Source organism: Acutalibacter sp. LFL-21 (assembly GCF_025630755.1).
GTDB classification, from domain to species: domain Bacteria; phylum Bacillota; class Clostridia; order Oscillospirales; family Acutalibacteraceae; genus Acutalibacter; species Acutalibacter stercoravium.
Window position 1 is genome coordinate 289,154 of record NZ_JAOTNT010000003.1, and the last position, 24,158, is coordinate 313,311.

Annotated in this window: 18 protein-coding genes; 3 read left to right on the forward strand and 15 right to left on the reverse strand. The window is 62.9% G+C overall.

Features of this window, described 5'->3' with window-relative positions; genetic code table 11:
- Positions 1–13: 13 nt before the first annotated feature.
- The 14 genes from plsX to spoIIR all read right to left on the reverse strand — a co-directional run bounded on the left by plsX (position 14) and on the right by spoIIR (position 19,020).
- Positions 14–1,015: a phosphate acyltransferase PlsX gene (plsX, locus tag ODJ80_RS05350; RefSeq protein WP_263041231.1), complete on the reverse strand. Its 1,002-nt coding sequence runs from the start codon at positions 1,013–1,015 to the stop codon at positions 14–16.
- The gene (gene trmFO / locus ODJ80_RS05355) at positions 1,012–2,388 is read right to left on the reverse strand and encodes a methylenetetrahydrofolate--tRNA-(uracil(54)-C(5))-methyltransferase (FADH(2)-oxidizing) TrmFO (protein ID WP_263041232.1); all 1,377 of its coding nucleotides are present in this window, start codon (positions 2,386–2,388) and stop codon (positions 1,012–1,014) included. Before trmFO ends, plsX begins: the two co-directional genes overlap by 4 nt.
- Position 2,389: 1 nt before the next feature.
- Positions 2,390–4,486, reverse strand: coding sequence for a type I DNA topoisomerase (topA, locus tag ODJ80_RS05360; RefSeq protein WP_263041233.1), 2,097 nt, complete (start codon positions 4,484–4,486; stop codon positions 2,390–2,392).
- 145 nt (positions 4,487–4,631) lie between these two features.
- Positions 4,632–5,015 (reverse strand): VOC family protein, encoded by a 384-nt coding sequence (locus ODJ80_RS05365; protein WP_263041234.1) that lies wholly within the window; start codon positions 5,013–5,015, stop codon positions 4,632–4,634.
- A gap of 31 nt (positions 5,016–5,046) precedes the next feature.
- Positions 5,047–6,207: a DNA-processing protein DprA gene (gene dprA / locus ODJ80_RS05370; RefSeq protein ID WP_263041270.1), complete on the reverse strand. Its 1,161-nt coding sequence runs from the start codon at positions 6,205–6,207 to the stop codon at positions 5,047–5,049.
- Positions 6,208–6,411, reverse strand: a complete 204-nt coding sequence (locus tag ODJ80_RS05375; protein ID WP_263041235.1) for a hypothetical protein — start codon at positions 6,409–6,411, stop codon at positions 6,208–6,210. It abuts the gene before it with no gap.
- Complete coding sequence (locus ODJ80_RS05380) at positions 6,404–7,219, reverse strand: TrmH family RNA methyltransferase (protein WP_263041236.1); 816 nt, start codon at positions 7,217–7,219, stop codon at positions 6,404–6,406. Before ODJ80_RS05380 ends, ODJ80_RS05375 begins: the two co-directional genes overlap by 8 nt.
- Positions 7,220–7,368: 149 nt before the next feature.
- Positions 7,369–7,722: a 50S ribosomal protein L20 gene (gene rplT / locus ODJ80_RS05385; protein ID WP_178864807.1), complete on the reverse strand. Its 354-nt coding sequence runs from the start codon at positions 7,720–7,722 to the stop codon at positions 7,369–7,371.
- Positions 7,723–7,865: 143 nt separating this feature from the next.
- Positions 7,866–8,069 (reverse strand): 50S ribosomal protein L35, encoded by a 204-nt coding sequence (rpmI, locus tag ODJ80_RS05390; protein ID WP_178864806.1) that lies wholly within the window; start codon positions 8,067–8,069, stop codon positions 7,866–7,868.
- Positions 8,070–8,103: 34 nt separating this feature from the next.
- Entirely contained in the window at positions 8,104–8,637 is a 534-nt protein-coding gene (gene infC / locus ODJ80_RS05395) for a translation initiation factor IF-3 (RefSeq protein ID WP_263041271.1), read from the reverse strand.
- Positions 8,638–8,938: 301 nt separating this feature from the next.
- Complete coding sequence (locus ODJ80_RS05400) at positions 8,939–11,368, reverse strand: beta-mannosidase (protein WP_263041237.1); 2,430 nt, start codon at positions 11,366–11,368, stop codon at positions 8,939–8,941.
- Between the two features lie 73 nt (positions 11,369–11,441).
- A complete protein-coding gene (gene addA, locus ODJ80_RS05405; protein ID WP_263041238.1) occupies positions 11,442–14,966 on the reverse strand; it encodes a helicase-exonuclease AddAB subunit AddA in 3,525 nt (1,174 codons plus the stop codon).
- A complete protein-coding gene (locus ODJ80_RS05410; protein WP_263041239.1) occupies positions 14,959–18,288 on the reverse strand; it encodes a PD-(D/E)XK nuclease family protein in 3,330 nt (1,109 codons plus the stop codon). Before ODJ80_RS05410 ends, addA begins: the two co-directional genes overlap by 8 nt.
- A 111-nt stretch (positions 18,289–18,399) precedes the next feature.
- Positions 18,400–19,020 (reverse strand): stage II sporulation protein R, encoded by a 621-nt coding sequence (gene spoIIR / locus ODJ80_RS05415; protein ID WP_178864802.1) that lies wholly within the window; start codon positions 19,018–19,020, stop codon positions 18,400–18,402.
- A gap of 178 nt (positions 19,021–19,198) precedes the next feature.
- Here spoIIR and ODJ80_RS05420 point away from each other — a divergent pair, with 178 nt between their 5' ends.
- The 3 genes from ODJ80_RS05420 (at position 19,199) to ODJ80_RS05430 (ending at position 23,213) form a co-directional block, all read left to right on the forward strand.
- Positions 19,199–20,038 (forward strand): putative manganese transporter, encoded by an 840-nt coding sequence (locus ODJ80_RS05420; protein WP_263041240.1) that lies wholly within the window; start codon positions 19,199–19,201, stop codon positions 20,036–20,038.
- A 1,196-nt stretch (positions 20,039–21,234) separates the two neighbouring features.
- Positions 21,235–21,906, forward strand: a complete 672-nt coding sequence (locus tag ODJ80_RS05425; protein ID WP_178864800.1) for a response regulator transcription factor — start codon at positions 21,235–21,237, stop codon at positions 21,904–21,906.
- The gene (locus ODJ80_RS05430; protein ID WP_263041241.1) at positions 21,897–23,213 is read left to right on the forward strand and encodes a HAMP domain-containing sensor histidine kinase; all 1,317 of its coding nucleotides are present in this window, start codon (positions 21,897–21,899) and stop codon (positions 23,211–23,213) included. Before ODJ80_RS05425 ends, ODJ80_RS05430 begins: the two co-directional genes overlap by 10 nt.
- A gap of 53 nt (positions 23,214–23,266) precedes the next feature.
- Here ODJ80_RS05430 and ispE read toward each other — a convergent pair whose 3' ends face one another.
- On the reverse strand, positions 23,267–24,136 hold the full coding sequence (gene ispE / locus ODJ80_RS05435) for a 4-(cytidine 5'-diphospho)-2-C-methyl-D-erythritol kinase (RefSeq protein ID WP_263041242.1): 870 nt from the start codon (positions 24,134–24,136) through the stop codon (positions 23,267–23,269).
- Positions 24,137–24,158 lie beyond the last annotated feature (22 nt).

Below are 24,158 nucleotides of genomic sequence, written 5' to 3' on the forward strand. Positions count from 1 at the left end.
CCTATCCCCCTCCTTACCCTTTTTTCGAGACCGCTTGCCCGATCTGCTCGATAATGCCAGACTGGGTGTAGTCCCGGCTCAGGGCCAGGGCGCTCTTCACCGTGGAGGCCTTGGCGCTGCCGTGGATCTTGAACACGGGCTTGGAGCAGCCCATGATGGGCGCGCCGCCGTACTCGTTGTAGTCCAGCTCTTTCTTCATCTTCTTCAGGTCGTTGTAGACCATGGCCGCCGCCATCTTGCCCTTCAGGCTGCCCATAAACACGCCCTTGACCTTGTCCATCAGAGCCATGGCAACGCCCTCGTACAGCTTTAAGATCATGTTGCCGGTAAAGCCGTCGGCAACCACCACGTCCGCCTGGTTGTAGGGGATGTCCCGGGCCTCGATATTGCCGGTAAAGCGGATGTCCGGGCAGGCCTTCAGCAGGGCCAGGGCCTCCTGCCGGAGCTGGTCCCCCTTGTGCTCCTCCGCCCCCACGTTGGCCAGGGCCACTCGGGGGTTCTCAACGCCCATGACGTTCTTCATATAGGCCGAGCCCATCAGGCCGAACTGCAGCAGCATCTCCGGGCGGCAGTCCACGTTGGCGCCCCCGTCGATGAGCATGAAAAAGCCATTGGTGCCCGGCATTACCGGGGCAAAGGCCACCCGCTTGACGCCCCGCACCCGCTTGACGATGGTGGTGGCCCCCACCACCAGGGCGCCGCTGTTCCCGGCGCTGGCAAAGGCGTCGCCCCGGCCCTGGGCCAGGGCCCGCAGGCCCACCGCCATAGAGCTGTCTGTTTTCTCCCGGATGACGCTGGTGGGCTCGTCCTCCATGGTCAAGATTTCCCCGCAGGGGAGGATCTCCATTTTCGCCAGGTCCTGAGAGAGGCCCAGCTCCTTGGCGCAGGCTTCCAGGCGGGCCTTGTCCCCAGTGAGAAGGATATCCACCCCCAGATCGGCCCGGGCCTGGGTGCAGCCCAGCAAAATCTCCTGGGGGGCGTTATCCCCGCCAAAGGCGTCTACAATGATCTTCATACGCTCTCCTCCTCTTGCGCGCTCACAGCGCTTTCTCGCAGGGGCTCGTCCATCTCCCGGCAATAGGCCCCCAGGTCCCGCAGGCCCCGCCGGGAAAGGGTTCCATACCGCTGCCGCTTGTCCCGGATCTTTTCAGAAAGGGGCGGCAGCACCCCAAAGTTGGCCCCCATGGGCTGGAAGTCCTTGCCCTCATAGCCAGAGACATACCGGGAAAGGGCCCCCATCATAGTGGTTTCCGGCAACAGCAGGGTGGGTTTTCCACACAGCCGCCGCGCCATGTTGATTCCCGCCAGAATGCCGGAGGAGGCGGACTCCATGTAGCCCTCCACCCCGGTAATCTGCCCCGCAAAGAACAGTGTGGGCCGCCGGCAGAGGGAATAGTCGCCCGCCAGCAGGCCGGGGGAGTTCAGAAAGGTGTTCCGGTGCATGACGCCGTAGCGGACGAACTCCGCGTTCCGCAAGGCGGGGATCATGCCGAACACCCGGCGCTGCTCCCCAAACTTTAAGTTGGTCTGAAACCCCACCAGGTTGAACAAGGTGCGCTCCCGGTTCTCTGTGCGCAGCTGCAGCACCGCCCAGGGCCGGTGGCCCGTACGGGGGTCCCGCAGGCCCACCGGCTTCATGGGGCCGAAGCGGATGGCGTCGTGCCCCCGGGAGGCCAGCACCTCGATGGGCATGCAGCCCTCGTAGACTTTGGGGTCCCGGGCGTCAAAGCTGTGGACCGGAGCCCGCTCCGCTTTCACCAGCTCCTCCGCGAAGGCGTCGTACTCCTCCTTGTTCATGGGGCAGTTGAGGTAGTCCCCCTCTTCCCCGTCCTGGTCCCCCCGGCCATAGCGGGAGGCGGCGAAGCAGTGCTCCATGTCCAGGCTCTCCCGAGTGACGATGGGGGCCGCCGCGTCGAAAAAGCTGAGGCCGCCCCCGCACAGGGCCTGGATCTTCTCGGAGAGGTGCTGGCTGGTCAGGGGGCCGGTGGCCACGATGGCAGGGCCCTCCGGGATCTCCGTAACCTCCTCCCGCACCACGGTGATAAGGGGCTCCCCCTCGATGGCCTGGGTGGCCAAGCGGGAGAACTCCCCCCGGTCCACGGCCAGGGCGCCCCCGGCAGGCACCGCGGACTTCTCCGCGCAGGCCATCAGCAGAGAGCCGAACCGGCGCATCTCCTCCTTTAAAAGGCCGGCGGCGCTGCCGATGCGGCTGGCCTTGAGGGAGTTGGAGCAGATCAGCTCCGCGAAATCCCCGCTTTGATGAGCCGGGGAAAATTTCTGGGGCTTCATTTCATAGAGGGTCACGGGGAAACCCCGGCGGGCCAGCTGCCAGGCGGCCTCACAGCCTGCCAGGCCCGCCCCCAGGACGGTCACGCTCTGATGTCCCATATCAGCCCTCGTCCTCTTCAGCAGGGCGCTTTCCAGGGAAAGTGCAGCCGGGGGTGACGCAGTACAGGGTTTTATCCTTGCTCTTCTTCTGCATCAGGGTTTTGCCGCAGACAGGGCACTTTTCCTTGCTGGGCGGGTCCCAAGAGACAAAGTCACACTTGGGGTACTCGCTGCAGCCATAGAACACCCGGCCCTTTTTGGACTTGCGCTGGATGATCTTGCCGCCGCACTTGGGGCACTCGGCGCCGGTGTCGTTGACAATCTTCTTCACGTTCTTGCACTCAGGGTAGCCAGGGCAGGCCAAGAACTTGCCGTACCGGCCCACCTTCACCACCATGCGGCGGCCGCACTTCTCGCAGATGACGTCGGTCTCGTCCTCTTTCAGCTTGATCTTGACCCCGTCCATCTCTTTTTTGGCCTTCTGCACAGTCTTGTCGAAATCCTCATAGAATTTCCGAAGGGTCTCCACCCAATCCTCGTCCCCCCGCTGGACAGCGTCCAGCTCGTCCTCCACCTGGGCGGTGAACTTTACGTTGACAATTTTGGGGAAGCGCTCCTTCATCAGTTTGGTGATAACCTCTCCCAGCTCTGTGGGCTTGAAGGCTTTTCCCTCCCGGGTGACGTACTCCCGGGTGGTGATGGTGGAGATGGTGGCCGCATAGGTGGAGGGCCGGCCAATGCCGTTTTCCTCCAGGGTCTTGATGAGGGAAGCTTCGGTGTAGCGGGGCGGCGGCTGGGTGAAGTGCTGGTTGCCCTTCAGGTCCTTCACCTTCAGCTTCATGCCCTCTTCCAGGGGGGGCAGGTCCTTGCCGGCCTTCTCCTCCTCGTCCTTGCTCTCCTCATACAGGGTGGTAAAGCCCTCGAAAGTCACGTTGAAACCGGAGGCCTTGAAGATGTAGCGCCCGGCGTTGATGGTGGCCTGGGTGGTGTTCATCACGCAGTTGGCCATCTGGCAGGCGATGAAGCGCTCCCAGATGAGCTTGTAGAGCTTGTATTGGTCCGAGGTCAAAGAGCTCTTCACCTGGTCGGGGGTCAAGCTGATGGTGGAGGGGCGGATGGCCTCGTGGCCGTCTTGAGCATTGGCACGGGACTTGAAATGCCGCGGCTTAGAGGGCAGGTATTTGCTGCCCCAGCGCTCCTCGATATAGGCGGTGGCGTCCTTAATGGCGTCTTCCGAAATCCGCAAAGAGTCGGTACGCATATAGGTGATCAAACCGATGGAGCCCATGCCCTCGATCTCCACGCCCTCATACAGCTCCTGGGCGGCCTTCATGGTGCGCCGGGCCTGGAAGCCCAGCTTGCGGCTGGCCTCTTGCTGCAGGGTAGAGGTGATAAAGGGCGGCGCAGGCGAACGGTTCTTTTTGCCCTTCTTCACGGCGGTGACCAGAAAGTCCTCCTTCTCCAGCTCCGCGAAAAGCTTGTCAGACTCTTCCTGGGAATTGATCTTGATTTCCCCGTTCTCGTCCCCGTAGAAAGCAGCGGCAAACACTGCCTTAGAGGGCGGCGCCGTCAGTTTCGCGTCGATGGTCCAATATTCCTGGGGCACAAAGGCCTTGATCTCCTCCTCCCGGTCCACGATCATCCGCACTGCCACGGACTGCACCCGCCCGGCGGAAAGCCGGGGACGGATGGTTTTGGCCAAAAAGGGGCTGAGGGTATAGCCCACCAGCCGGTCCAGGATGCGCCGGGCCTGCTGGGCGTTGACCAGGTCCAGGTCGATGGCCCGGGGGTGGGCCATGCCCTCCTCCACGCCGGTGCGGGTGATCTCGTTGAAGGTCACCCGGTCGGGGGCGTTCTCATCCAAGCCCAGGATATAGGCCAGGTGCCAGGAGATGGCCTCCCCTTCCCGGTCCGGGTCGGTGGCCAGCAGCACACCGTCAGACTCGGCGGCCGCCTCTTTCAGCTCTTTAACCAGCTTCTCCTTTCCCTTGATAATGCTGTATTTGGGCTTAAAATCATTTTTCACGTCCACGCTGAGGCGGGCTTTGGGCAAGTCCCGCACATGGCCGTTGGAGGCCACCACTTCATAGCCCTTGCCCAGATATTTCTGAATGGTCTTCGCCTTGGAAGGCGACTCCACAATCACCAATTTCGACATGCATCTGTCACGCTCCTTTTTCCTCCGCCCCCCTACCGGAGGCGGTTCTGCAACCCCGCCCGGCCAGACAGGCCGCCCGGGGGATATCCATTTTACAATACTCCGGCAGGGAGTGTTTGTCAAATCAAAATTTGTGAAGGTTCTGTTACACCGTCAATTCGATCAGGTTTCCTTCCACGCCCTCTACACAGCTCTCGTAGTAACCGTCCCCGGTGGTGCGCGGGCCGCTTATCACCCGGTACCCGTCTTCCCGAAGGCGCCGGGTCAGGCTGTCCACCGCCTCCCGGCTTCCCAGGCTGAACGCCAAATGGGCGTACCCGCGCTCCAACAAAGAACGCGGGCGGTCTTTCACATCCGGACGGGCCATCAATTCCAAGCGTGTCCCGCCCTGGAAGGAGATAAAATAGGTGCGCAGCCCTGTTTTGGGATTGTGATACCCTTCATTGGAGGCCCCATCAAAATAGCGGAGAAAAAAGGCCCGGGCTTTCTCCAAATCCTGCACATCTATTGCCACATGTTCTATTTTCAAATCACTCGCCCCCGATAGCAAAATAACCAGCTCACGTCCGGCGGTAGCGCTTGCCTGGGCAGGACTGGCACAGGCCCTGCAGCTCCAACTCTGTCAACAGCCCCAGCAGTTTCCCGGCGGGCAGGCCGGTGCACTCTTCCAGCTGGGCCACAGAGTGGGGACGCTCTTCCAGGGCGGTAAGCACCAGGGCCTGCTCCCCAGTGAGGGCCAGCGCGCCGCCGGCGTCCCGGCTTTTCTGGGGACTCCGCTCCCCCAGGCAATAGCGCCCGCCCGGGCAGGCGCGGCACACGCCGCGCAGCTCCAGCTCCGTCAAGACCCCCAGCAATTTCCCGGCGGGCAAGCCGGTCTGTTCCTCCAGCTGGGCGGCAGATTGGGGTTTCCGGGTCAAAGCGGCCAGCACGGCCTCTTCCAGCGGGGTAGGCGGCTCCTGCCCCGGGTCTGCCAGGGCGGGGAGCACTTCCTGCTCATCCAAATCCTTCTGGGGAACGAACAGCGGGATGACCCGTTCCTCCCTCCAGAAGCGGTGGCTGTATTCCATTAAAATGTCCTCGCCCCGCTCCACCGCCTTGGCGCCGTCCTCAATCAACCCACGTCCGCCGGCAAAGGCTGCATCCCCACAGGCGCCCGGCCAGACGAAAACATCCCGGTTCTGATCCTTGGCATGGGCGGCATAGAGCATAGTCCCGCTCTTTTGAGCGGCCTGGAGCAGCAACACCCCGCAGGCCAGGCCGGTAATCAGGCGGTTTCGCACCTGAAAGGTGCCATAGCTGGGGGTCTGCTGGGAGAAATACTCCGTCAGCAGGGCCCCGCCCCGTTCCAGAAGGCTTTGGCGCAGAAAGGCATTCCGGCTGGGGTAAGAGCTGTTCAGGGCTACCGGCAGCACACTGACCACCGGCCCCTCTCCGCTCATGGCGCCCAAAATGGCCGCGGCGTCAATGCCCACCGCTCCCCCTGTAACCACCGCCGCGCCTCCAATGGCCAGCTGGTAGCTAAACTCTTTCGCCTTTTCCTCCGAAACCTTCTGAGCCTTCCGGGCGCCTACCACCGCGATGGTTGGCTGCCGGTCCACGTCGGGCAGGCTCCCTTTCCCATACAGTACCGCAGGAGGGTCAAAAATATTCCTCAGCGCCAGGGGATATTTTTCACACTCCGGGGTAATCACCTGCCAATTTACCCGTTCGGCATACTCCAGCTACGCCTGGGCCTCCTCCAGGGAAAAGCTGTACAAGGCGGCCGCCTCTTTCTCCCGAATGCTGGGCATGCTGTTCCAAGCCCGGGGCCCATCCTCGTAAAAGCCACGCACCCCTCCAGGCCAGCTTTGGTGGATCCGCCAGGGCATAGGGCTGCCCTCCCCAAAGCCACGCTGTATCCAAATCCAGTACACCCGCTCATCCATGAGCCCGCTCTCCTTCCTGCCCTCGGGCCAGCTCCCACAACAGGATGGTGGCCGCCGCCGAGGCGTTCAGGGACTCCGCCCGGCCCGCCATAGGGATAGTCACCCGGCTGTGGCACAGGGCGATGGTTTCCTCTGTCAGACCGTTCCCCTCATTTCCAATAAATACCGCAAATTTTCCCCGGGCAAGCCCCGCCTCTGTCACGGGGCAAGCGCCCTTCTCCGGCACAGAGGCCAGCAGGGTGTATCCCTCCCCCCGCAGCTGAGAGCACAGCCGCTCCCGCTGGGGCTCTTCCCACAGGCTCAGGCGGAACACCGCCCCCATAGAAGCCCGCAGGGCCTTGGGGGAGAGGGGGTCGCAGCACTCCCCCAAAAGGCACACCTGTGAAACCCCCAGCGCCTCTGCCGTGCGGAGGATAGTGCCCAGGTTGCCTGGGTCCTGCAGGTCCTCCAGCACTGCGCAGGAGGTTCCCCGCCGGGCCGGGGGCTCCTGCAGGCTGCGGGGCCAGCGGCATTGGCAGAATACCCCCTGGGGGTGCTTTGTGGAGGACAGCAGCCCCGCCACATGGTCCGCGATCCGATAGCTTTCTCCACTGGCTGCCAGCACGGGCCGCAGATATTGGGCATATTTTTCCCGGGCGCCCTCTGTGACAAAGCACCGCAGAATCTCCACCCCAGAGCGGGCCGCGTCCTCACAAAGGCGGGCGCCCTCGCAGAGGAACTGCCGCCGTTTCCGGCGCTCCCCCGCAGAGGACAAAAGCTCTGCCGCCTCTCGCACCACTTTGTTTTGCCGGCTGGTAATGGCCTCCATCCCGCCGCCCCCTTTCCAAATCTTCCACATCGAAGGGGGGAGGACCAGCCCGCCGGCAGGCCCTCCCCGTTTCCCAGCGGGAAGCGCCCGCAGGGAAATAACAGGAACGCCCAAGGCAATCCCTTGCCTCGGGCGCACTTTCAGCTTTTTTATAACGCAGCCTTGGCCTTTTCCACCAGGGCGGTGAAGCCGGCCGGATCGGCAATGGCGATCTCAGAGAGCATCTTCCGGTTCAGGGTGACGCCCGCCTTCTTCAGGCCGTTCATAAAGGTGGAGTAGTTGATGTCGTTCATACGGCAGGCCGCAGAAATACGGGTGATCCACAGGCGGCGGAAGTCACGCTTGCGCTGCTTGCGGCCGATGAAGGCGTAGTTGCCAGACTTCATCACGGCCTGTTTGGCCATTTTAAAGTGGCGGGACTTAGCGCCCCAATATCCCTTGGCGAGCTTCAATACCTTTTTTCTTCTCTTGCGCGTCATCATCGCGCCCTTAACTCTAGCCATTCCTATACCATCCTTTCTTATGGTGAAACCAGGTAAACTTCAAAAAATCTCTGGGGCAACCCCCTGCAGAGGGCAGCGGCGCGCCCCCCGGGGCCCTGCCGCCGCAGCGCGCTGTCTTTTAAAGGAAAGCGCTGTTTCCTCTCTTATTTGTAGGGCAGCATCCGCTTGATGGCAGCCACGTTGGTCTTATCGGTTACGGTGGTGCCGCGCATGGCACGCTTGCTCTTGGGGGTCTTGCCATGGCCGTTCAGAAGATGGCTGGTGTTGGCATGGCCGCGAATGACCTTTCCATTTTTGGAAAGCTTAAAGCGCTTCTTGGCGCCGCTGTGCGTTTTCAGTTTCGGCATTGTACGTTCCTCCTTAGGATATTTTGAAACAACATTATTTGGCGGGCTTGGGGGCCAGGAACATCAGCATGGTCCTGCCCTCCAGCTTGGCGGGCTTTTCCACGTTGGCCACCTCGCTCATGGCGTCGGCAAACCGGCGCATGATCTCCAGCCCCAGCTCAGGGTGCCCCATTTCCCGGCCGCGAAACCGGATGGAGGCCTTCACCTTGTTGCCCTCGCTGATAAAACGCAGGGCGTGGTTCCTCTTGGTCTCAAAATCGTGGGTGTCGATATTGAGAGAAAGGCGGACCTCCTTGATCTCAACGACACGCTGGTTCTTTCTCGCTTCCTTTTCCCGCTTGGCCTGCTCAAAGCGGAATTTGCCGTAATCAATGATCTTGCACACCGGCGGGTTTGCCTGGGGAGCGATTTTCACCAAGTCCAGATTTTTCTGCTCTGCCAGCTCCATGGCCCTGCGCAGGGGCATAATGCCCAGCTGAGTGCCGTCAGAGTCGATAACGCGGAGCTCCTTGTCCCGGATCTGTTCGTTGATCTGCAGTTCCTGTTTGCTAATGGGTAGCACCTCCATCACACGTTGTTCTCAAGCTGTTCGGCAGCAGGCAGCGGACAAATAAAACGCGGGCAGAACTCCTTCTGCCCGCAAATCAATTCCCATTTCCACAGGGGCCTCTATCCAGAAAGGCCCTGCGCAAGAGCGCGCCATTCGGCGCCAGACCTCCTGCCCCTGGGGTATTGACCTGTGTCAGACGGTACTGCACGGGTGGGAGCCGCTGGCCCCGCTTTGTTTTACCGAGGTATTATTATAGCCCCTCTCCCTCGCCTTGTCAAGGGGTTCGGAAAAAATCCCGCGGGGAAGGCAGGGCGCTGGGTCAATGGATATCGTAGACGCTGCGCAGGCGCAGGCCCTCTGTAGAGCCGGAGAGCACCTTCACCCGGGTCTCCCCGGCGTTCATATCGAAATAGTTGTCCGAGAGCAGCAGGTCTTCGTTCTCGTTCTGGATCTCCACGCTCTTGGCGTAGGCCTTGGCGGAGACCACAATTTCGTCCCCTTCCACCCGGCAGGAGAGCTGGGGGTCGGCGTAGTGGAAGTACTTGGGCAGGGAGAAGATCACCGTGCCGCCGGAGATCCGCCGCCCCTGCTCAAAGAGCTCGTAGCTGACGTAGTCCTCAAAGATGTCCACGTCGGGCAGCTCCACCTTGTCCAGCCACACGCTGGTCAGGGCAGGCACAGAAAGGGCAATGGTCTCCTCTCTCTGGATGTTCCCGTTCTTGCCCCGCAGGGCCCACTTCACCGTCACCGCCCGGTCCTGCATGGTCTCGTTGGAGACGGACAGCCGGATGCTCTTCTCCATGTCGTAGGGCTCGGCGTTGACGTTGGGCTCCTGGGAGAGCATGCCCTCCTCGCAGCAGGAGAGCAGCACCGGCGCGAAGAACCGCTTGGCGTAGTAGTGCAGGGCCTTCCAACGGCCGGTGTAGTCGATGGAGGCCCAGCTGGCCACGGGCCAGCAGTCGTTGAGCTGCCAGTACACGGCGCCCATGCACACGCCCCGGATGCGACGGAAATGCTCCACGCCGTAGCGAATGGCCTCACCCTGCAGCAGCTGAGAGGCGTACAGGGCCGTCTCGAACTTGGTGGGATAGAGGAACATCTGCTGCAGATAGGACATGATAAGCATGCTGCCTCGGGCGCAGCGCTGGTGCTTCTCCATCACATAGGAGAACAGGTTCCAGTCCTGGGGCCCGGCAAAGGTCTTTACCGTGGCCATGCAGGGCAGGCTCTCAAAGCCGAACTCGGACAGGTAACGGAACTGGTGCTTGCGGTACTCCGCAAAGGGCAGCTGGCCGTGCCACACGCTCCAATAGTGCACGTCCCCCCGGGCAGGGTCGTTGGGGTCGTCGAAGCCGCCGCCGGAGGAGGGGCTGGCCGGCCAGTAAAAGGTGTCCGGATCCTCCTTGAGAAGCACCTCGGGGATGAGGTACTCGTACATGCGGATGTAGTCCGCCTTCTGGCGCTTGTTCAGCACCCACTCCCCCTGGTCCACGAACATCTCCATTTCGTTGTTGCCGCACCACAGCCCCAGGCTGGCGTGATGGCGCAGGCGCCTGACGTTGTCGGTAACCTCGGCCCGGATGTTCTCGGCAAACTCAGGGGTCAGGTTATACACGGCGCAGGCGAACATAAAGTCCTGCCAGACCAGCAGGCCCAGCTCATCGCAGGCATCATAGAAGGCGTCGCTGGGGTAATGCCCGCCGCCCCACACCCGGACACAGTTGAAGTTGGCCGCCACGCACTGCTCCAGCAGCTTGCGGGTACGCTCCGGGGTGACCCGGGAGAGGATGTTGTCCTCGGGGATGTAATCCGCGCCCATGGCAAAGATTTTCACCCCATTGACCTGGTGGGCGAAGCTCTCGCCGTGCCCGTCCTTTTCCCGGGCGATGGTCATGGTGCGCAGGCCGATGCGGCGCTGCCAGGAATCCAATTCCCTCCCATTTGAAAAGGCAGTTAGCTTTACAGTATAAAGAGGCTGTTCCCCATAGCCGTGGGGCCACCACAGCTGGGGATGTTCTATCAGGATTTCTGCGGGAGAACCTTCGTAAAGAGCGGCGTTGCCTTGGGGGTCTGTCACCTCTATTGTATAGGAGATATCCTTTACAGACACAAACTCATACGCAGGACAGATGGAAAGGGTCACACGGCCGTGCTCATGGCGCTGGCGCACCTGCACGCCAGCGAGCTTAGCGCCGTCTATTCCCAGCAGGGAAACCGGCCGCCACAGGCCCGCGTCTGGAAGGTGGGGGCCCCAGTCCCAGCCAAACATGCAATGGGCCTTGCGCAGGTTGGCAAAGCCCTTCATGGCGTCCGAGCTGCCCTCCGCCGGGTTTTGACGATAGTGCTCCCGGATCCATTTGGTGGGGGAATAGAGCTTTACCTCCAGCCAGTTCTCGCCCGGTTTCAGGATGCCCCCCACCTCAAATTGGAAGGTGCGGTGCATGTTCTCCACATGGGCCAGCAGCACACCGTTCAGGCGGATATCCGCCACCGTGTCCACGCCTTCAAAGCGGAGCACCTGGGTGGGGCAGTTCAAAATACCTTCCTCTGGAACAAAGCAGGCCGCGTAGAGAAAGTCCTTCTCCATCAGGGCCAAGGCCGCATCCTCGTTGTCCCGGTAGTAGGGGTCCTCCATTTTCCCCGCTGCCAGCAGGTCCGCGTACACCGAACCGGGCACTTGGGCCGGGACTGCCTCTGCCAGGCCGGGCATTTGCAGGCGCCAATTCTCGTGCAGTATCTGGGTAATCATTCCCATCGTTCCTCCCATCATCGTTTGCTATCCAAGCAGGACTGTTTCATCATATCCAGCCCGCCTTAGGATGTCAAGAGTGGGTTTTGTATTTTCGAGCGCTTTCCCTGTTTAAATGCGTGGAATAGAGGATCAGCTCTCCCACTGGCAGCCCGGTAACCTCCTCCATGGCATAGCCGTACAGCCGCAGCTGGGTCTCGTACCGCGCCCAAAGCTCTTCCATGCTGCGAACCCGGTCCGTCTTAAAGTCGATGATGTGAAGCGCCCCTTCTTCCACAAAAGTGCAGTCCACCGCGCCCTGAAGGATGATCTCCTCCTGGGCGGCGCCCGTTCCCGGCTGAACCAAAGAGGCGGGCACCACCGCAGTAAACCGGCGTTCTTTTTCCACTTGGGAGGAACGGAGCACCCGCTTTCCCAAGGGGCTTTCCAGGAATTTCCGCACCCGGGCCAGATCCACCACAGCGCCCTGCTCGGGGGTAAGCAGGGCCATGGAGACCATCCGGTCCCGCTCGGCCTCTGGGCTTTCCAGCGCCGCCGAAAAGTCCGCGAACTGCATAAAGGCGTGAAGGGCTGTGCCCCGTTCGGCAGGGGTCATGCCCTGCTCCCCCAGCCAGGCGGGCCGGGAGAGGGTGATTTCACGGCTGCCCGCCTGCTCTGCCGCCAGCTTAGAGGCCGCCACCTTGGCGGGCACCCCCACCGCCTCCTGGTGGGGATAGGTGAAGGCTGCCCGCAGCCGCAGGCGCTCCAGCAGCGCCAGATCCGCAGGTTCTGGGGTGCGGGCTTCCGGAGCGCACGTCTCCCCTTGCGGCTGATACTGGCTTATTCCCACTCTCCACGGGGTGTAATCCTGCCAGAAAACGCACCCCGCCGGGGCGCCGGACCGCTGGCGCAGCTCTCCCCCATCCGGGTGGCACAGGGCGCACAAAAGCAGCCACTGGGCCGCGTTCTTCCCCTGGCGCACCGTATAAGGGGCCGGGCCCCTCTCGGTAAGCTCCAGGGCCAGCTTCTCCGCCGTGCGGGCGGGGTCCTCCCAAGAGCCCACCAAAATCAGTTTCTCTTTGGCCCGGGTCAGGGCCACATAGAGCACCCGCAGCTCCTCCGCCGCAGAGGCCCGCAGGGTCTCCAGGCCAATGGCCTCCCGGGCGGTGGTGGTAAACCGGGCCGAGCGCTTCTGGTCCCGCAGCTTCACCCCCAGGCCCAGCTCTGGGTGGAGCAGCACCTCTGCCCTCTGATCAGAGACGAAATTCCGGCCGCACCCGGCCACAATGCACACGGGGAACTCCAGCCCTTTGGACTTGTGAATGCTCATCACCGTCACCGCGTCCCGTTCCTGCAAGGGAAGCTCCGCTGCCTGCAGGTCCGAGCCGCTCTCCTTCAGCCGGTCCAAAAAGCGCACAAAGCCGGACACGCCGTGGTAGCCGGAGGACTCGTACTCCCGGGCGTAGCGCTCCAGAAGCCGCAGGTTCTCCAACCGCTGGGGGCCGTCCTCCATGGCCTGGGCCAAATCGGGGAAGCCCGTCTTCTGATACAGGTAGTTGAGGAACCCATCGGAGGGCATGGTGGCCGCCACCGCCCGGTACTCCCCCAGCTCCCGCAGAACTTGGCGGCAGCGGGTGTCCCCCTCCGCCGCCCGCAGCAGCGAGAGGTACACGCTCTCCTCCCGGTTCTCCAGGCGCAACCGGGCCATGTCGTCCGCGGAAAAGCCGTACAGAGGGCTCATCAGCACCGCCAGCAGGGGGATGTCCTGGTTGGGGTTGTCGATCACCCGCAGCAGGGACACCATCACGCCAATCTCCGCGGCCTTGAAAAAGCCGCCGGAGACAGAGGCGCGGGCGGGCACACCCCGGGCTTGGAGCTGTTGGGCATATCCATAGGCGTACTGGTTGGCGCTGCGCAGCAGGATGCAGAAGTCCCCGTAGCCCGCCGGGCGTTCCCCCTCCCGGGTGGAGACAGTGAAGCCCCCCTCCACCAGCTCCCGGATACGGGCGGCAATCCAGGCCCCCTCCGCCTCCTCAGGAGAGGCGCCGCCGCTGCGGGAAATAAATTGCAGCTCTGTCTCACAGCCCTCCTTGGGGGCATAATCCGCCCCGCAGACCAGCCGCTCCTCTCCCGTGTAGTCAATGTCCCCGGCAGCCTGGGTCATCAGCCGGGAAAAGACAAAGTTCACCGTGTCAGTAACTTCCCTGCGGGAGCGGAAGTTCCGGTCCAGCACAATGTAGGCGGGGTACTGGTCCCTCTGCCGGTCATACTTCTGAAAGGCCCTTCTGGCCCGGAGGAAAATTTCCGGCATGGCCCGGCGGAATCCGTAGATGCTCTGCTTTACGTCCCCCACCATGAACAGGTTTTTCCCGTTCTGGGACACCGCCCGGAACAGGGAATCCTGCACCTCGTTGATATCCTGGTACTCGTCGATCATAATTTCGTCAAACCGGGCGGCCACCTCCCGGGCCGCGGCGGTGGGCTGCCCATCCTCCCCCAAAAACAGGCGGATGGCCTGGTGTTCCAGGTCGCTGTAATCCAGGAAGTTGCCCTCCCGCTTTTTCTCCGCGTACCGCTGGGAAAAGCGCAGGGTCAGTGTCTGCAGGCTTTTTACCAGCGGCGCGGTCCGGGCGGTCTCCTCCCAGCAGGCCTCCCGGGTGGCGGAGAAGTATTTTCCCAGCTCCTCCGCCACCCGCTTGACCTCTTTGCGAAAAGCCTCCAGCCGGTCCTTCAGCGGGTCCCCGTCATAGCCCCGCAGGGCGCCCCGCCGGGCCGGGGCAAAGCCGCAAGCCAGCTGGGAAAGGCCGTCCCAGTCTCCGGCCCGGGCCAGCTCCTCCATTTGGGAAAAGGCGCTCCGGTCCTTTTCCAGGGCTCCGGCATAGGCCCGTTCCACCGCTTCCTCCTCCCGGCACTCCTTCAGCGCCCGGGAAAGCAGCCCCACACAGTGGGCAGACGCCTCCCCGGCATAATCCAGAATCACCCTCTCCCAGGGGGAAATCCGCTGCCGGTCCGCCTCATCGGGAAAGTACATGGCCACCTTCTCCGACAGCCACCGCTCGGGGAAGGGATGGCTCTGCATAAAGCGGTAAAGGGAGAGGACCATGTCCATCAAGCGGCGGTCATCCCGCTCTCCGGCGAAGGCGTCGGCCAGGCTGCCCACCGAACCCTCCTCAAAGGCCTGGGTGAGCACCTCGTTGAGAGAGGCGTTGATCAGCTGTTCCTCCTGCTTGTCGGTGACGATCTTAAAATCCGGGGAGAGGTCCAGCAGGTGAAAAAATTCCCGCACCATCTCCGCGCAAAAACTGTCCACCGTGCCAATGTGGGCCTGAGAGAGCAAAATGCTCTGCCGCCGCAGGTGGGGGTCTGCGGGGTTTTCCCGCAGCATCTCGTGAATCCTCCCCTCCAGCCGGGCGCGCATCTCCGCCGCCGCGGCCTTGGTAAAGGTGACAATGAGCATCCGGTCCGCGCTGGTGGAATGCTCGGGGTCCGTCAGGCGCTCAATGGCCCGCTGCACCAGCACCGCCGTCTTGCCAGAGCCCGCCGCCGCGGCCACCAGCACAGTGCCGCTGCGGGCTGCGATGGCGTCCTGCTGGCTGTCTGTCCAGCGCATTTCAGCCATGGGCTTTTCCTCCCTTCTGCAACGCCTCCTCCATTTGGGCCAAAGCCTCCTGAGGGGTGGTTTTGTCCTGCTTCACGTTTTGGTCGCCCAGCTCCCGTCCGCACACCGGGCTGTAGGGGCAGTAGCGGCAGCTGTTCCGGCCGGTCAGGGCGGGTTCGGGTTCCACCCGGCCCTCCAGCAGTTCGCGCCCCATGGCGGCGATCAACAGCTTGGAATACTCCAGCACGGTGTGCAGCTCCTGCCGGGAAAGGGCCGAGCTGTACCGGCCCAGGCTGCCATCCTTGTTCAGAGAGGCGGGGATGAACCTCCCCTTGGCCCCGGCCTCCATGGCCTGGATGATCTCCTGGTCGCTGAGCACCACGCCGCTCATCTTCAACTGCTTGTCCGCCTCGGCCTGGATCTTCTCCTCCCCGGCGCCCCGGTCCACCGAGACCGAGGGCTCTGCCGCGGGCATGTAGAGCACCCCGGCAGGCAGCTCCCGGCCGCTTTCCACCAGGGCCGCCAAGTACACCAGCATCTGCATGTTCAGCCCCAGCAGCACATCCGGCAGGCGGAAGGATTTGTGGCCGGTTTTGTAATCAATGACCCGCACATAGCGGCAGCCGTCGCTGCCCAGGTACACGTCCACCCGGTCGATGGTGCCCCCCACTGTGACAATCCCCTTTCCGGTGTCAATGCGCAAGGGCGGGTAATCCCGGCCAAAGCCCAGGCCCCATTCCAGGTGTTCGGGGACAAAGCGGCTTTGGGCCAGCTCTTCCTCCACATGGCGGATAAGCCGGCAGGCGGACTGGGCCAGCCGGGAAAGGCGGTACTTTTCCCGGCCGGAGAGCAGCTCCATGCCTCCCATGTTTTCCTGGGCATAGGCCTCTATCAGCCCCTGTACACGGCTCAGGAGCTCCTCCTCGGTCCATTGCCGCCGTTCCTCCGCTGGAAGCCGGAAGATTCTCTCGAAAAGGTAGTGCATCAATGTGCCGTATTGAAGCACATCCACCTCAGCCCGGCGGCGCTCCTTGGCGTTCAGGCCATAGCGGCAGAAGTATTGAAACCGGCACTGGTGATAGGTCTCCACCTGGGTGGGGGACAAAAACAGCTTTTCCCCAAAAAGCTGCCGGGCCAGCGCTTTGTCCTCCAGCCGGGCCAGCCGCTGGCCCGAGGCCCTCTCCAGGGCCTGCACCCGTCCGGCATAGGCAGGGTCCTCCGCAAAAAACAGCCGCAGGGCCCCGGCCTCTCCATCGCCGGCGGAAAAGCGGGCCGCCAGCCGGGAGAAGGCCGCTTCCTTGGAATTGGCAAAGTACTCCCCCGGCAAGCCGCGCAGGGGCAGCAGGCTGGGAAAAATGGACAAGAGGGCCCCTACCAGCTCGCTGGGGGCCTTGTCCTCCCCTCCGGCGGAACGGGGCCAGCTGACATACAGCCGCTCTGCGGGGAGGCAGGCCGCGGAGTAGGTCAGGTACCGCTCCTCCATGGTGCGCTGCTCCAGGGGGTCTCCCAAGGGCAGGTCCCGGGCGATCAGCTCCTGCCGCTCCGCGTCGGAGAACACCCCGCTGGGCTGGGGCGCTAAGGGGAACTCCCCCTGAGCTGCCCCAATCAGGAACACCGCCCGGGGCGAGGACTGGCGCGCCTGCTCCACCCGGCCAAAAAGCACCTGGTCCACCGTTTGGGGAATTTCAGACACATCCTCTCCGGCAATCACCTCTTGCAGCAGCTGAAAATACCGCTGGCGGGAAATGGGCTTTTTCCCCAGGATAGAGCGCATCTGGTCCAAAATCTCCATAAGCAGGTCCCAAACGCGCAGCTGCTTCTGGGCCAGGGCCCCCTCCCCCGCCTCCTCCAAAGAGAGGCAGTAGGCGGGCAGGTTTTCCTCCATCCCATAGGCGGCAAGCAGCAGGTACACCGCTTGAGAGAGCTCCTCGCCGGTGGTCTGGCGGGTGCGGGCAGCAAAGCGCTCCAGGGGCCCAATCAACCGCTGGCGCAGCCCATTCAGGCGGGCCAGCTCCTGCCGGTCCTCTTCTTCCAGTTCTTGGCCAAAGCCCCGGGGATGGCGGACAAACTCCTGCCGCCAGCCAGGGCCGGAGACCTTCCACAGGTAGGCGTAGTTCTCCAGGGCAGAGATCTCCTCTGTGGTAAAGCCAGAGACCCCCGTCTTCAGCATCTCCAACAGGGACTCCGTCTGATAGCCCCCCTGCACCGCCTGGAACGCCCCCAGCACAAAGCGCATCACCGGTTCGGCGTCCACCCGGGCGGGCTGGGAGACAAAGCAGGGGATGTCCCGCCGCTTCAGCGCCGCGTCCAGGCAGCCGTAATACCGCTCTGGGCTACGGCAGATGATGGAGAAGTCCCGGTAGCGCCAGCCCTCCTCCATGACAAGGCTTCGGATGGTGGCCGCCGCGAACTCCGCCTCCTCATAGGGGTCCCGGGCCTCAAAGACGGCGATGCCCTGGTGGTCCGGAGATGTCATTCCCTCCCCCGGGGAGAAGAGCTGGGCCTCCACCAGCTTGAGGTTCTCGTTTTGAAAGCGGGGGGCGCCTGTCAGCATCACCGGCGGCGCCACCGCCACGCCGTTCTCCTGGGCGGCGGCGGTGAGCCTGCGGCGGGTGCGGTCCACCAGGGCGAACAGGCCCGTCCCGGTCTGGTCCAGGCCATCGGTGCACAGGGCCACCACCACCTTCTCCGCCCGGCGGAGAATCTGGGTCAGGACAGCCAGCTCTTGGGCAGTAAAGCCCTCAAAGGAATCCACAGCCACCAGGCTTCCCTCAAAAAAAGAGCTGGCCTCCAGCGCCTGGGCCAAGCGGGTCAGGTCGTCCCGAGAGTCCAGGTAGGAGGCTTCTACCAAAGCCTCATATGTACGGTACAGCAGGGCGATCTCTTGCAGTTTTTTGCCCAGGCCCCGCCCGCCCAAGCCCCGGGCGGTATCCAGCAGCTGCTGGGGCGAGATGCCGCACAGCTTCATCTCGTTGACTGCGGTGAGCATCCCCTCGGTGATGCGCCCGTTTTTCGCCGCCGCGCCGTAGACCTCCAGCCGGTCCTGACACTCTTCCACCGCTATGGACATGAGGATGCGCCGCCCCCCCTCGCTGAGCCTGCGCCCCACGGCCCCGCCCTCCCTGCGGAAGACAGCCTCTGCCAAGCGGGTAAAGCTGTACACAGAGACGGCATTGGCCCCCACGGGTCCCGCCAAGTGGAGCATGGCCTTCTCCGTTTCAAAGGTATACTGCTCCGGCACCAGCAGGATAGCGCCGCCCTGCCTCTGGCAGCTGTCGGCCAGCATGCGGCGCAGGTATTCCGTTTTTCCGGACCCAGCCCGGCCCAATACAAACTGCAACAATGAAAATCCCCCTTCCTTCTCCTTTGAAAGGAGCAAAAGGCCGCCCCCGCATCCCGCGGGAAGCTCTTTAAAGGGTATTATACCACATCCCCCTGCCGCGAAAAAGCCCCATCAGCCCCGCAGCCATTCCCGCAGGGCCTCCCACAGCTCCACAGCCTTGAGCTTGACCTGGCATTGCTGAGAGTCCTCCACCAGCCTCCGCTGCTCCTCCGGCAGGGAGAGCAGCGCCTCCTCGCCGCTGGCGGCGGGCAGGCACAGGCTGGGGAACACCACGCACCACCAGTTCTTCCCCGCGCCCTCTCCCAGGGTGACCCGCAGCGTCCGGTAACGGCCCGCGGGCAGGCGGAAGCTCTCATAGTCCCGGGTGGGAAAGTACATCTCCGTCACCTGGGCCGTTGCGGAATAGCCCATCCCCTGCTCCCGCAAAGTGGCCTGGGCTGTCTTTGCGATGGACTCCAGGTGGGTGCACAGCCGGGCGCTGGCCTCCTCCATAGTGCGGGCGCCCCCATACCAGCGGGCTGCCTCCTCCAACACGGCGTCCCGGACCAGCAGCTTCACCGCCTGGTCCTCTTCCGAGTCAGAGTTGGCCACCACATGGAGCCGCACAATGTTCTGGGGCAGCTCCTCACTGGCGGCGGCAAAGGGGAAAAAGCCAGCCAGCACCGTGAGGAAAAAACCGCAGGCAAGGGCCCGGCCTAAAATCGCAGTTCTTTTGGTATGTTCCCATTTCATAGCAAAGACTTCCTTTCCAGTTTCTGGAAGGAGTATGGGCGTGTTTCCCCCCGCTTATGCCGCCCATTTGACAAGGATGCTATAATAAGAGCTGCGAAGCGAGCGCTCGCCGGGCCCGGGCGGGCGCTTTCAGCGGAATTGACCACGGGCCAATCTCACCGCAAGGAAAGGTGCTGCTATGCTGGATATCCTATTGGACGCTCTCATCGACACCCTGAAGACATTGCCCTTCCTGTTTGGGGCTTACCTGCTCATCGAATTTTTGGAGCACCGGGCCAGTGAAAAGCTGACCGGGGCCCTGCGGCGGCTGGGGCCCTTTGGCCCTGTGGGCGGCGCGGTGCTGGGCCTGGTGCCCCAGTGCGGCTTTTCCGTGGCAGCGGCCAATTTCTACGCGGGGCGGCTCATCACCCCCGGCACCCTGATGGCGGTGTTCCTGGCCACCAGCGACGAGGCCCTGCCCATCCTGGTCTCCCAGCCGGGGGCCCTGCCGGACCTATTGCTCCTGCTGGGGGTAAAGCTCGTCTCCGGCGCGGTGTTCGGGGTGCTGACCGACCTCATTTGGAAGCGCCTGCCCCACCGGACGCCGGAACACCCCTTTGAGGAACTGTGCAAGGACTGCGACTGCGAGCACCACGGCATTTTCCGGGCGGCCCTCACCCACACGGTGCGCATCGCCCTGTTTTTGCTGCTGGTCAACCTGGTGCTGGGCGGGGCCATCCACTTTGTGGGGGAGGAGCGCATCTCCCAGGTGCTGCTCTCCGGCAGCGTGCTCCAGTCCTTTGTGGCGGCGCTCATCGGCTTTATTCCCAACTGCGCCTCCTCCGTCATCCTGACAGAGCTGTACCTCTCCGGCTCCCTGTCCTTTGGGGCGGCGGTGGCCGGGCTGTGCACCGGGGCCGGGGTGGGCCTGGCGGTGCTGTTCAAGTACAACCGCCACCTGAAGGAAAACCTGCTGCTGGCGGGCATTTTGTACGGGTCCGCTGTGGCCACGGGCCTGGTGTGCGGGCTGCTGTTTTGAGGGCGGAGCATGGGCTCTGTGCCACCCCAAGAGGGGGACATACGTCCCCCCTTTTTTGGAGTATGGGAAGGCAGGACCTACGGGTCTCGCCTGCCGGCTCGGTCGGCCGCTGGACAACGTCCCACCGGGACGTAGCGGCCCCGCACCCCCCTTAGGGCCGTAGGACTCCGGTCTCACCTGCCGGTTCGGTCGGCGCAGAGCGTTTGCCACCGGCAAACTGCGCCCTACAACCCGCAGCTTTTGAAAAAGCTGGCAAAACTTTTAAGCGCTTCGCGGTGCGTTGCCCCAGGGCCGGAGAAATGGAAATGAGGAAGTTGGCTGAAAACCCAGTGTTTATGCGGGTTTGGCAACTCCCCCAGGTGAGGGAGTTGAAGCGTCAAGTCCCTCAAACCGGCTGGCAACTCCCTCATGTGAGGAAGTTCGGGAACCCGCATAAAACCTAGCTTTTTTGGCAACTTTCTCACAAACTTTTTTCAAGTGGCCAAATCCCTGGACCTCACCCGTGAAAAGCTGGCAAAACTTTTACTTGTCTCCACCCAACTTGCGTGGAGGGACCCGCCCTTGGGTCACGCAAGAAGGCGGCTTGTCCCGTGCGGTCACGGACCCCAAGCGCGGGCTTTTGGGCTAGCGGCTCTCAGAAAACCCCGCCGCCCTTAGCGGCGTTCGCGACTTGAGAGCCCAGGCACTGGGCCGCGGTGCGTTGCCCCAGGGCCGAAGAAATTAAAATGGCGTAGTTGCCCGAAAACCCAGGAAATATGCGGCTTCAGGCAACTTAGCCAGCTTGGCGTAGTTGCCATCTCGCCCTCCAAACAAGGGGGAACTTAGCCACCTTGGCGTAGTTGCTCAAACCCGCATAAAACCTAGCTTTTTTGGCAACTTCCTCACAAACTTTTTTCAAGTGGCCAAATCCCTGGACCTCACCCGTGAAAAACTGGCAACACTTTTACTTGTCTCCACCCAACTTGCGTGGAGGGACCCGCCCTTGGGTCACGCAAGAAGGCGGCTTGTCCCGTGCGGCCACGGACCCAAGCGCGGGCCGCTTGTTCGCCGCCCTCAGCAAGCCTCGGCGCCTTTAAGCGCCGTGCGCGTCTTGAGAGCGCAGGCACTGCGCCGCGGCTTGAGAGCCCAGGCACTGGGTGAGAAAAAGTTGAAATTCTTCCCCTATCCTATCCCTTATGAGAAAGGAGAGAGGCCCTATGCCATACCGGATCTTAGTGGTGGATGACGAAGCGGATATCGTGCAGATGCTGCAGGACCTGTTCACTATGAAGGGCTATCAGGTGCTGGCAGCCACCGGCGGAAAGCAGGCCCTGGCGCTCTGCTCCCAAAAGCCCGACCTGATCTTGCTGGACGTGAACATGCCCGATATGGACGGCTTTACCCTGTGCCGCCAGATTCGGGACTTTGTCAGCTGCCCCATCCTGTTCCTCACCGCCCGCATCGAGGACGCGGACAAGGTGAAGGGCTTTGCCGCCGGTGGGGACGATTACATCTTAAAGCCCTTCTCCTCCCAGGAGCTGTTGGCCCGGGTGGCGGCCCACCTGCGCCGGGAGGAACGCCGCCAGGGCCAGGCCCAGGTGAAATTCGACCAGGGGCTTGTCATCGACTATGGCGCCCGGTGCCTCTACCAGGACGGCCAGCCGGTGCACCTGGCCAAAAAGGAATTCGACATCGTGGAGCTGCTGTCCATGCACCCCTCTCAGGTGTTTGACCGGGAGCGCATCTACGAATCTGTCTGGGGCTGGGACAGCGAGGGGGACAGCGCCGTGGTGGCGGAGCATATCCGGCGCATCCGGGCCAAATTTGCGGCGGCGGGCTGTGGGGACCGCATTGTCACTGTGTGGGGCGTGGGCTACAAATGGCAGTGAAACTCTTTCAAAAGAAAGCCCCTTTCGGCGGCAGGGCGCCCTGGCGCCGGCGCGTGTCCCTGCGGTGGGCGCTGGTGCTCACCACGGTGCTGTGCGCGCTGGGCGCTTTTCTCCTCATCGCTTTGGAGAGCTGGGGGCTGGAATGGGCCAGGGACGCCCTGTACCTCAAGTACATCACCCCCTACTACGCCGACGAAATGGAAACGGGAGAATATTACTCCGTTTCCCCAGACGGCACCGTCCTCTACGTGGAAGCCACCATGCCCTACGCCTATGTGGACCCGGACACCGGGGAGATTTACCCCATCGAAACCACCTCCCCCACCCTGTTTATCCCGGCGGGGCCCCTGCGGTTTTTCTACAAAAACGTGGGGCAAATCGCCGTATGCGCCTTTGTCCTCACGGCGGCTTTGGCCTTCTTGATCGACGCCTGGTGGTTCTACCGGTGGAAGATCAAAAAGCCTTTGGCAGTGCTGAACAACGCCTCTCAAAAAATTGCCCAGAATGATTTGGACTTCCATGTGGAATCCCCCAGCTCTGACGAGATGGGCCAGCTGTGCCAGTCCTTTGAGACCATGCGGGCCTCGCTGGAGGCAAACAGCCGCGCCCTGTGGGACGCCGTGGAGGAGAGAAAACGCCTGAACGCCGCTTTCTCACACGACCTGCGCACCCCCCTGACCGTGCTGCAGGGATACAGCGATTTTCTGCTGGACACGCTGCCCTCCGGGGACCTGTCCCCGGAAAAGACGGTGTCCACCGTCTTGACCATGAAGCGCAGCCTGGTGCGCTTGCAGCGCTATGTGGAGAGCATGAACTCCCTGCAGCGGCTGGAGGACCTGCACCCTCACCGGACGGAAGCGGGGTTTTCCAACCTGTGCGGCCAGCTGGCGGAAACCGGCGCCATCCTGCGGGGAGAGGGCCGCTTCCAATTCTTCGCCCAGGGGGAAGGGCCCCTGTTTTTGGACAGCGAGCTGCTGTTCCAGGTGTTTGAGAACCTGCTCTCCAACGCGGGGCGCTACGCCCAGCAGATGGTGTGGGCCCGGGCGGAGCTCTCTGAGGGCAGCCTGAGCCTGACGGTCTCCGACGACGGGCCGGGCTTTCCGCCCGAGGCGCTGAAACGGGCCGCCGAACCCTACTACCGGGGCGAAAAGAACGCCCCGGAGAGGGAGAACCACTTTGGCTTGGGGCTGTACCTGTGCCGGGTGCTCTGCGAAAAGCACGGCGGCTCGCTGCAAATCGAAAACAGCCCCGCCGGCGGCGCGAAAGTCACTGCACGATTTTTGGTACAGCTGGAAGAGAACACATAAATAAAGCAGCCCCGGAAAACTCCAGGGCTGTTTTTATTTGTCTGTTTTTCCGTTCACTTCTCTGGGGCGTAGTCCCAGCCCCGGTCCAGGGGGCGGGCCAGATACAGGCGGCCTTTGCCCTCCAACTGCTGCATGCAGGCCCGGGCGGCCTCCTCTGTTGGAAAGAGCCCGAACACGGCAGAGCCGCTGCCAGTCATGCTGGCGCCAAAGGCCCCCGCTGCCTGCATCACCCGTTTGATCTCCCGCACCTGCTGGAGCTTCATGGTCTCGTCGAACCGGTTGGCTACCCCTTCGCCAATGCGGCGCAGGTCCCCGCCAGCCAGCAGGGAAACCATTTTTTCCGTGGCTCTCGCCCGCGAAAGCGGGAACTGGTCGATCAGGGCGTAGGCCCGGGGCGTGCTCATCCCTGCGGGGGGCTTGCACAGCACCAGCCAGCACTCTGGCAGCAGGGGCACCTTTTCCACCTGTTCCCCAATGCCCTGGCAGCGGCAGGCCCCGCCCACCACACAGAAGGGCACGTCGGCCCCCACTTTGGCGCCCAGCTCCACCAGGGCCTCCAGCGGGAGCCCCGCCCGGAACATCTGGTTGAGCCCATGCAGCACGGCAGCCGCGTCGGCGCTGCCGCCCCCCATTCCCGCCCGGCTGGGGATGTACTTGCGGATGTGGATGGAAAGGCCCTGCCCCGTGATGCCGCAGCGCTCGAAAAAGTACTGGGCCGCCCGAAAGGCGGTGTTCTTCGTATCTACGGGAAGGTACTCCCGGTTGCAGAACAGCCGGATGCCCGGCTTGTTGATCCTCTTGATCTCCACCTCGTCCCACACAGAGACACTGTGCATCACGGTGTCCAGGGTGTGATAGCCGTCCTCCCGGCGCCCTGTAATATCCAGGGTCAGGTTGATCTTTGCGTATGCCTTCAGTTTCATCGGTCGCTCCGTTCTGTCCTCC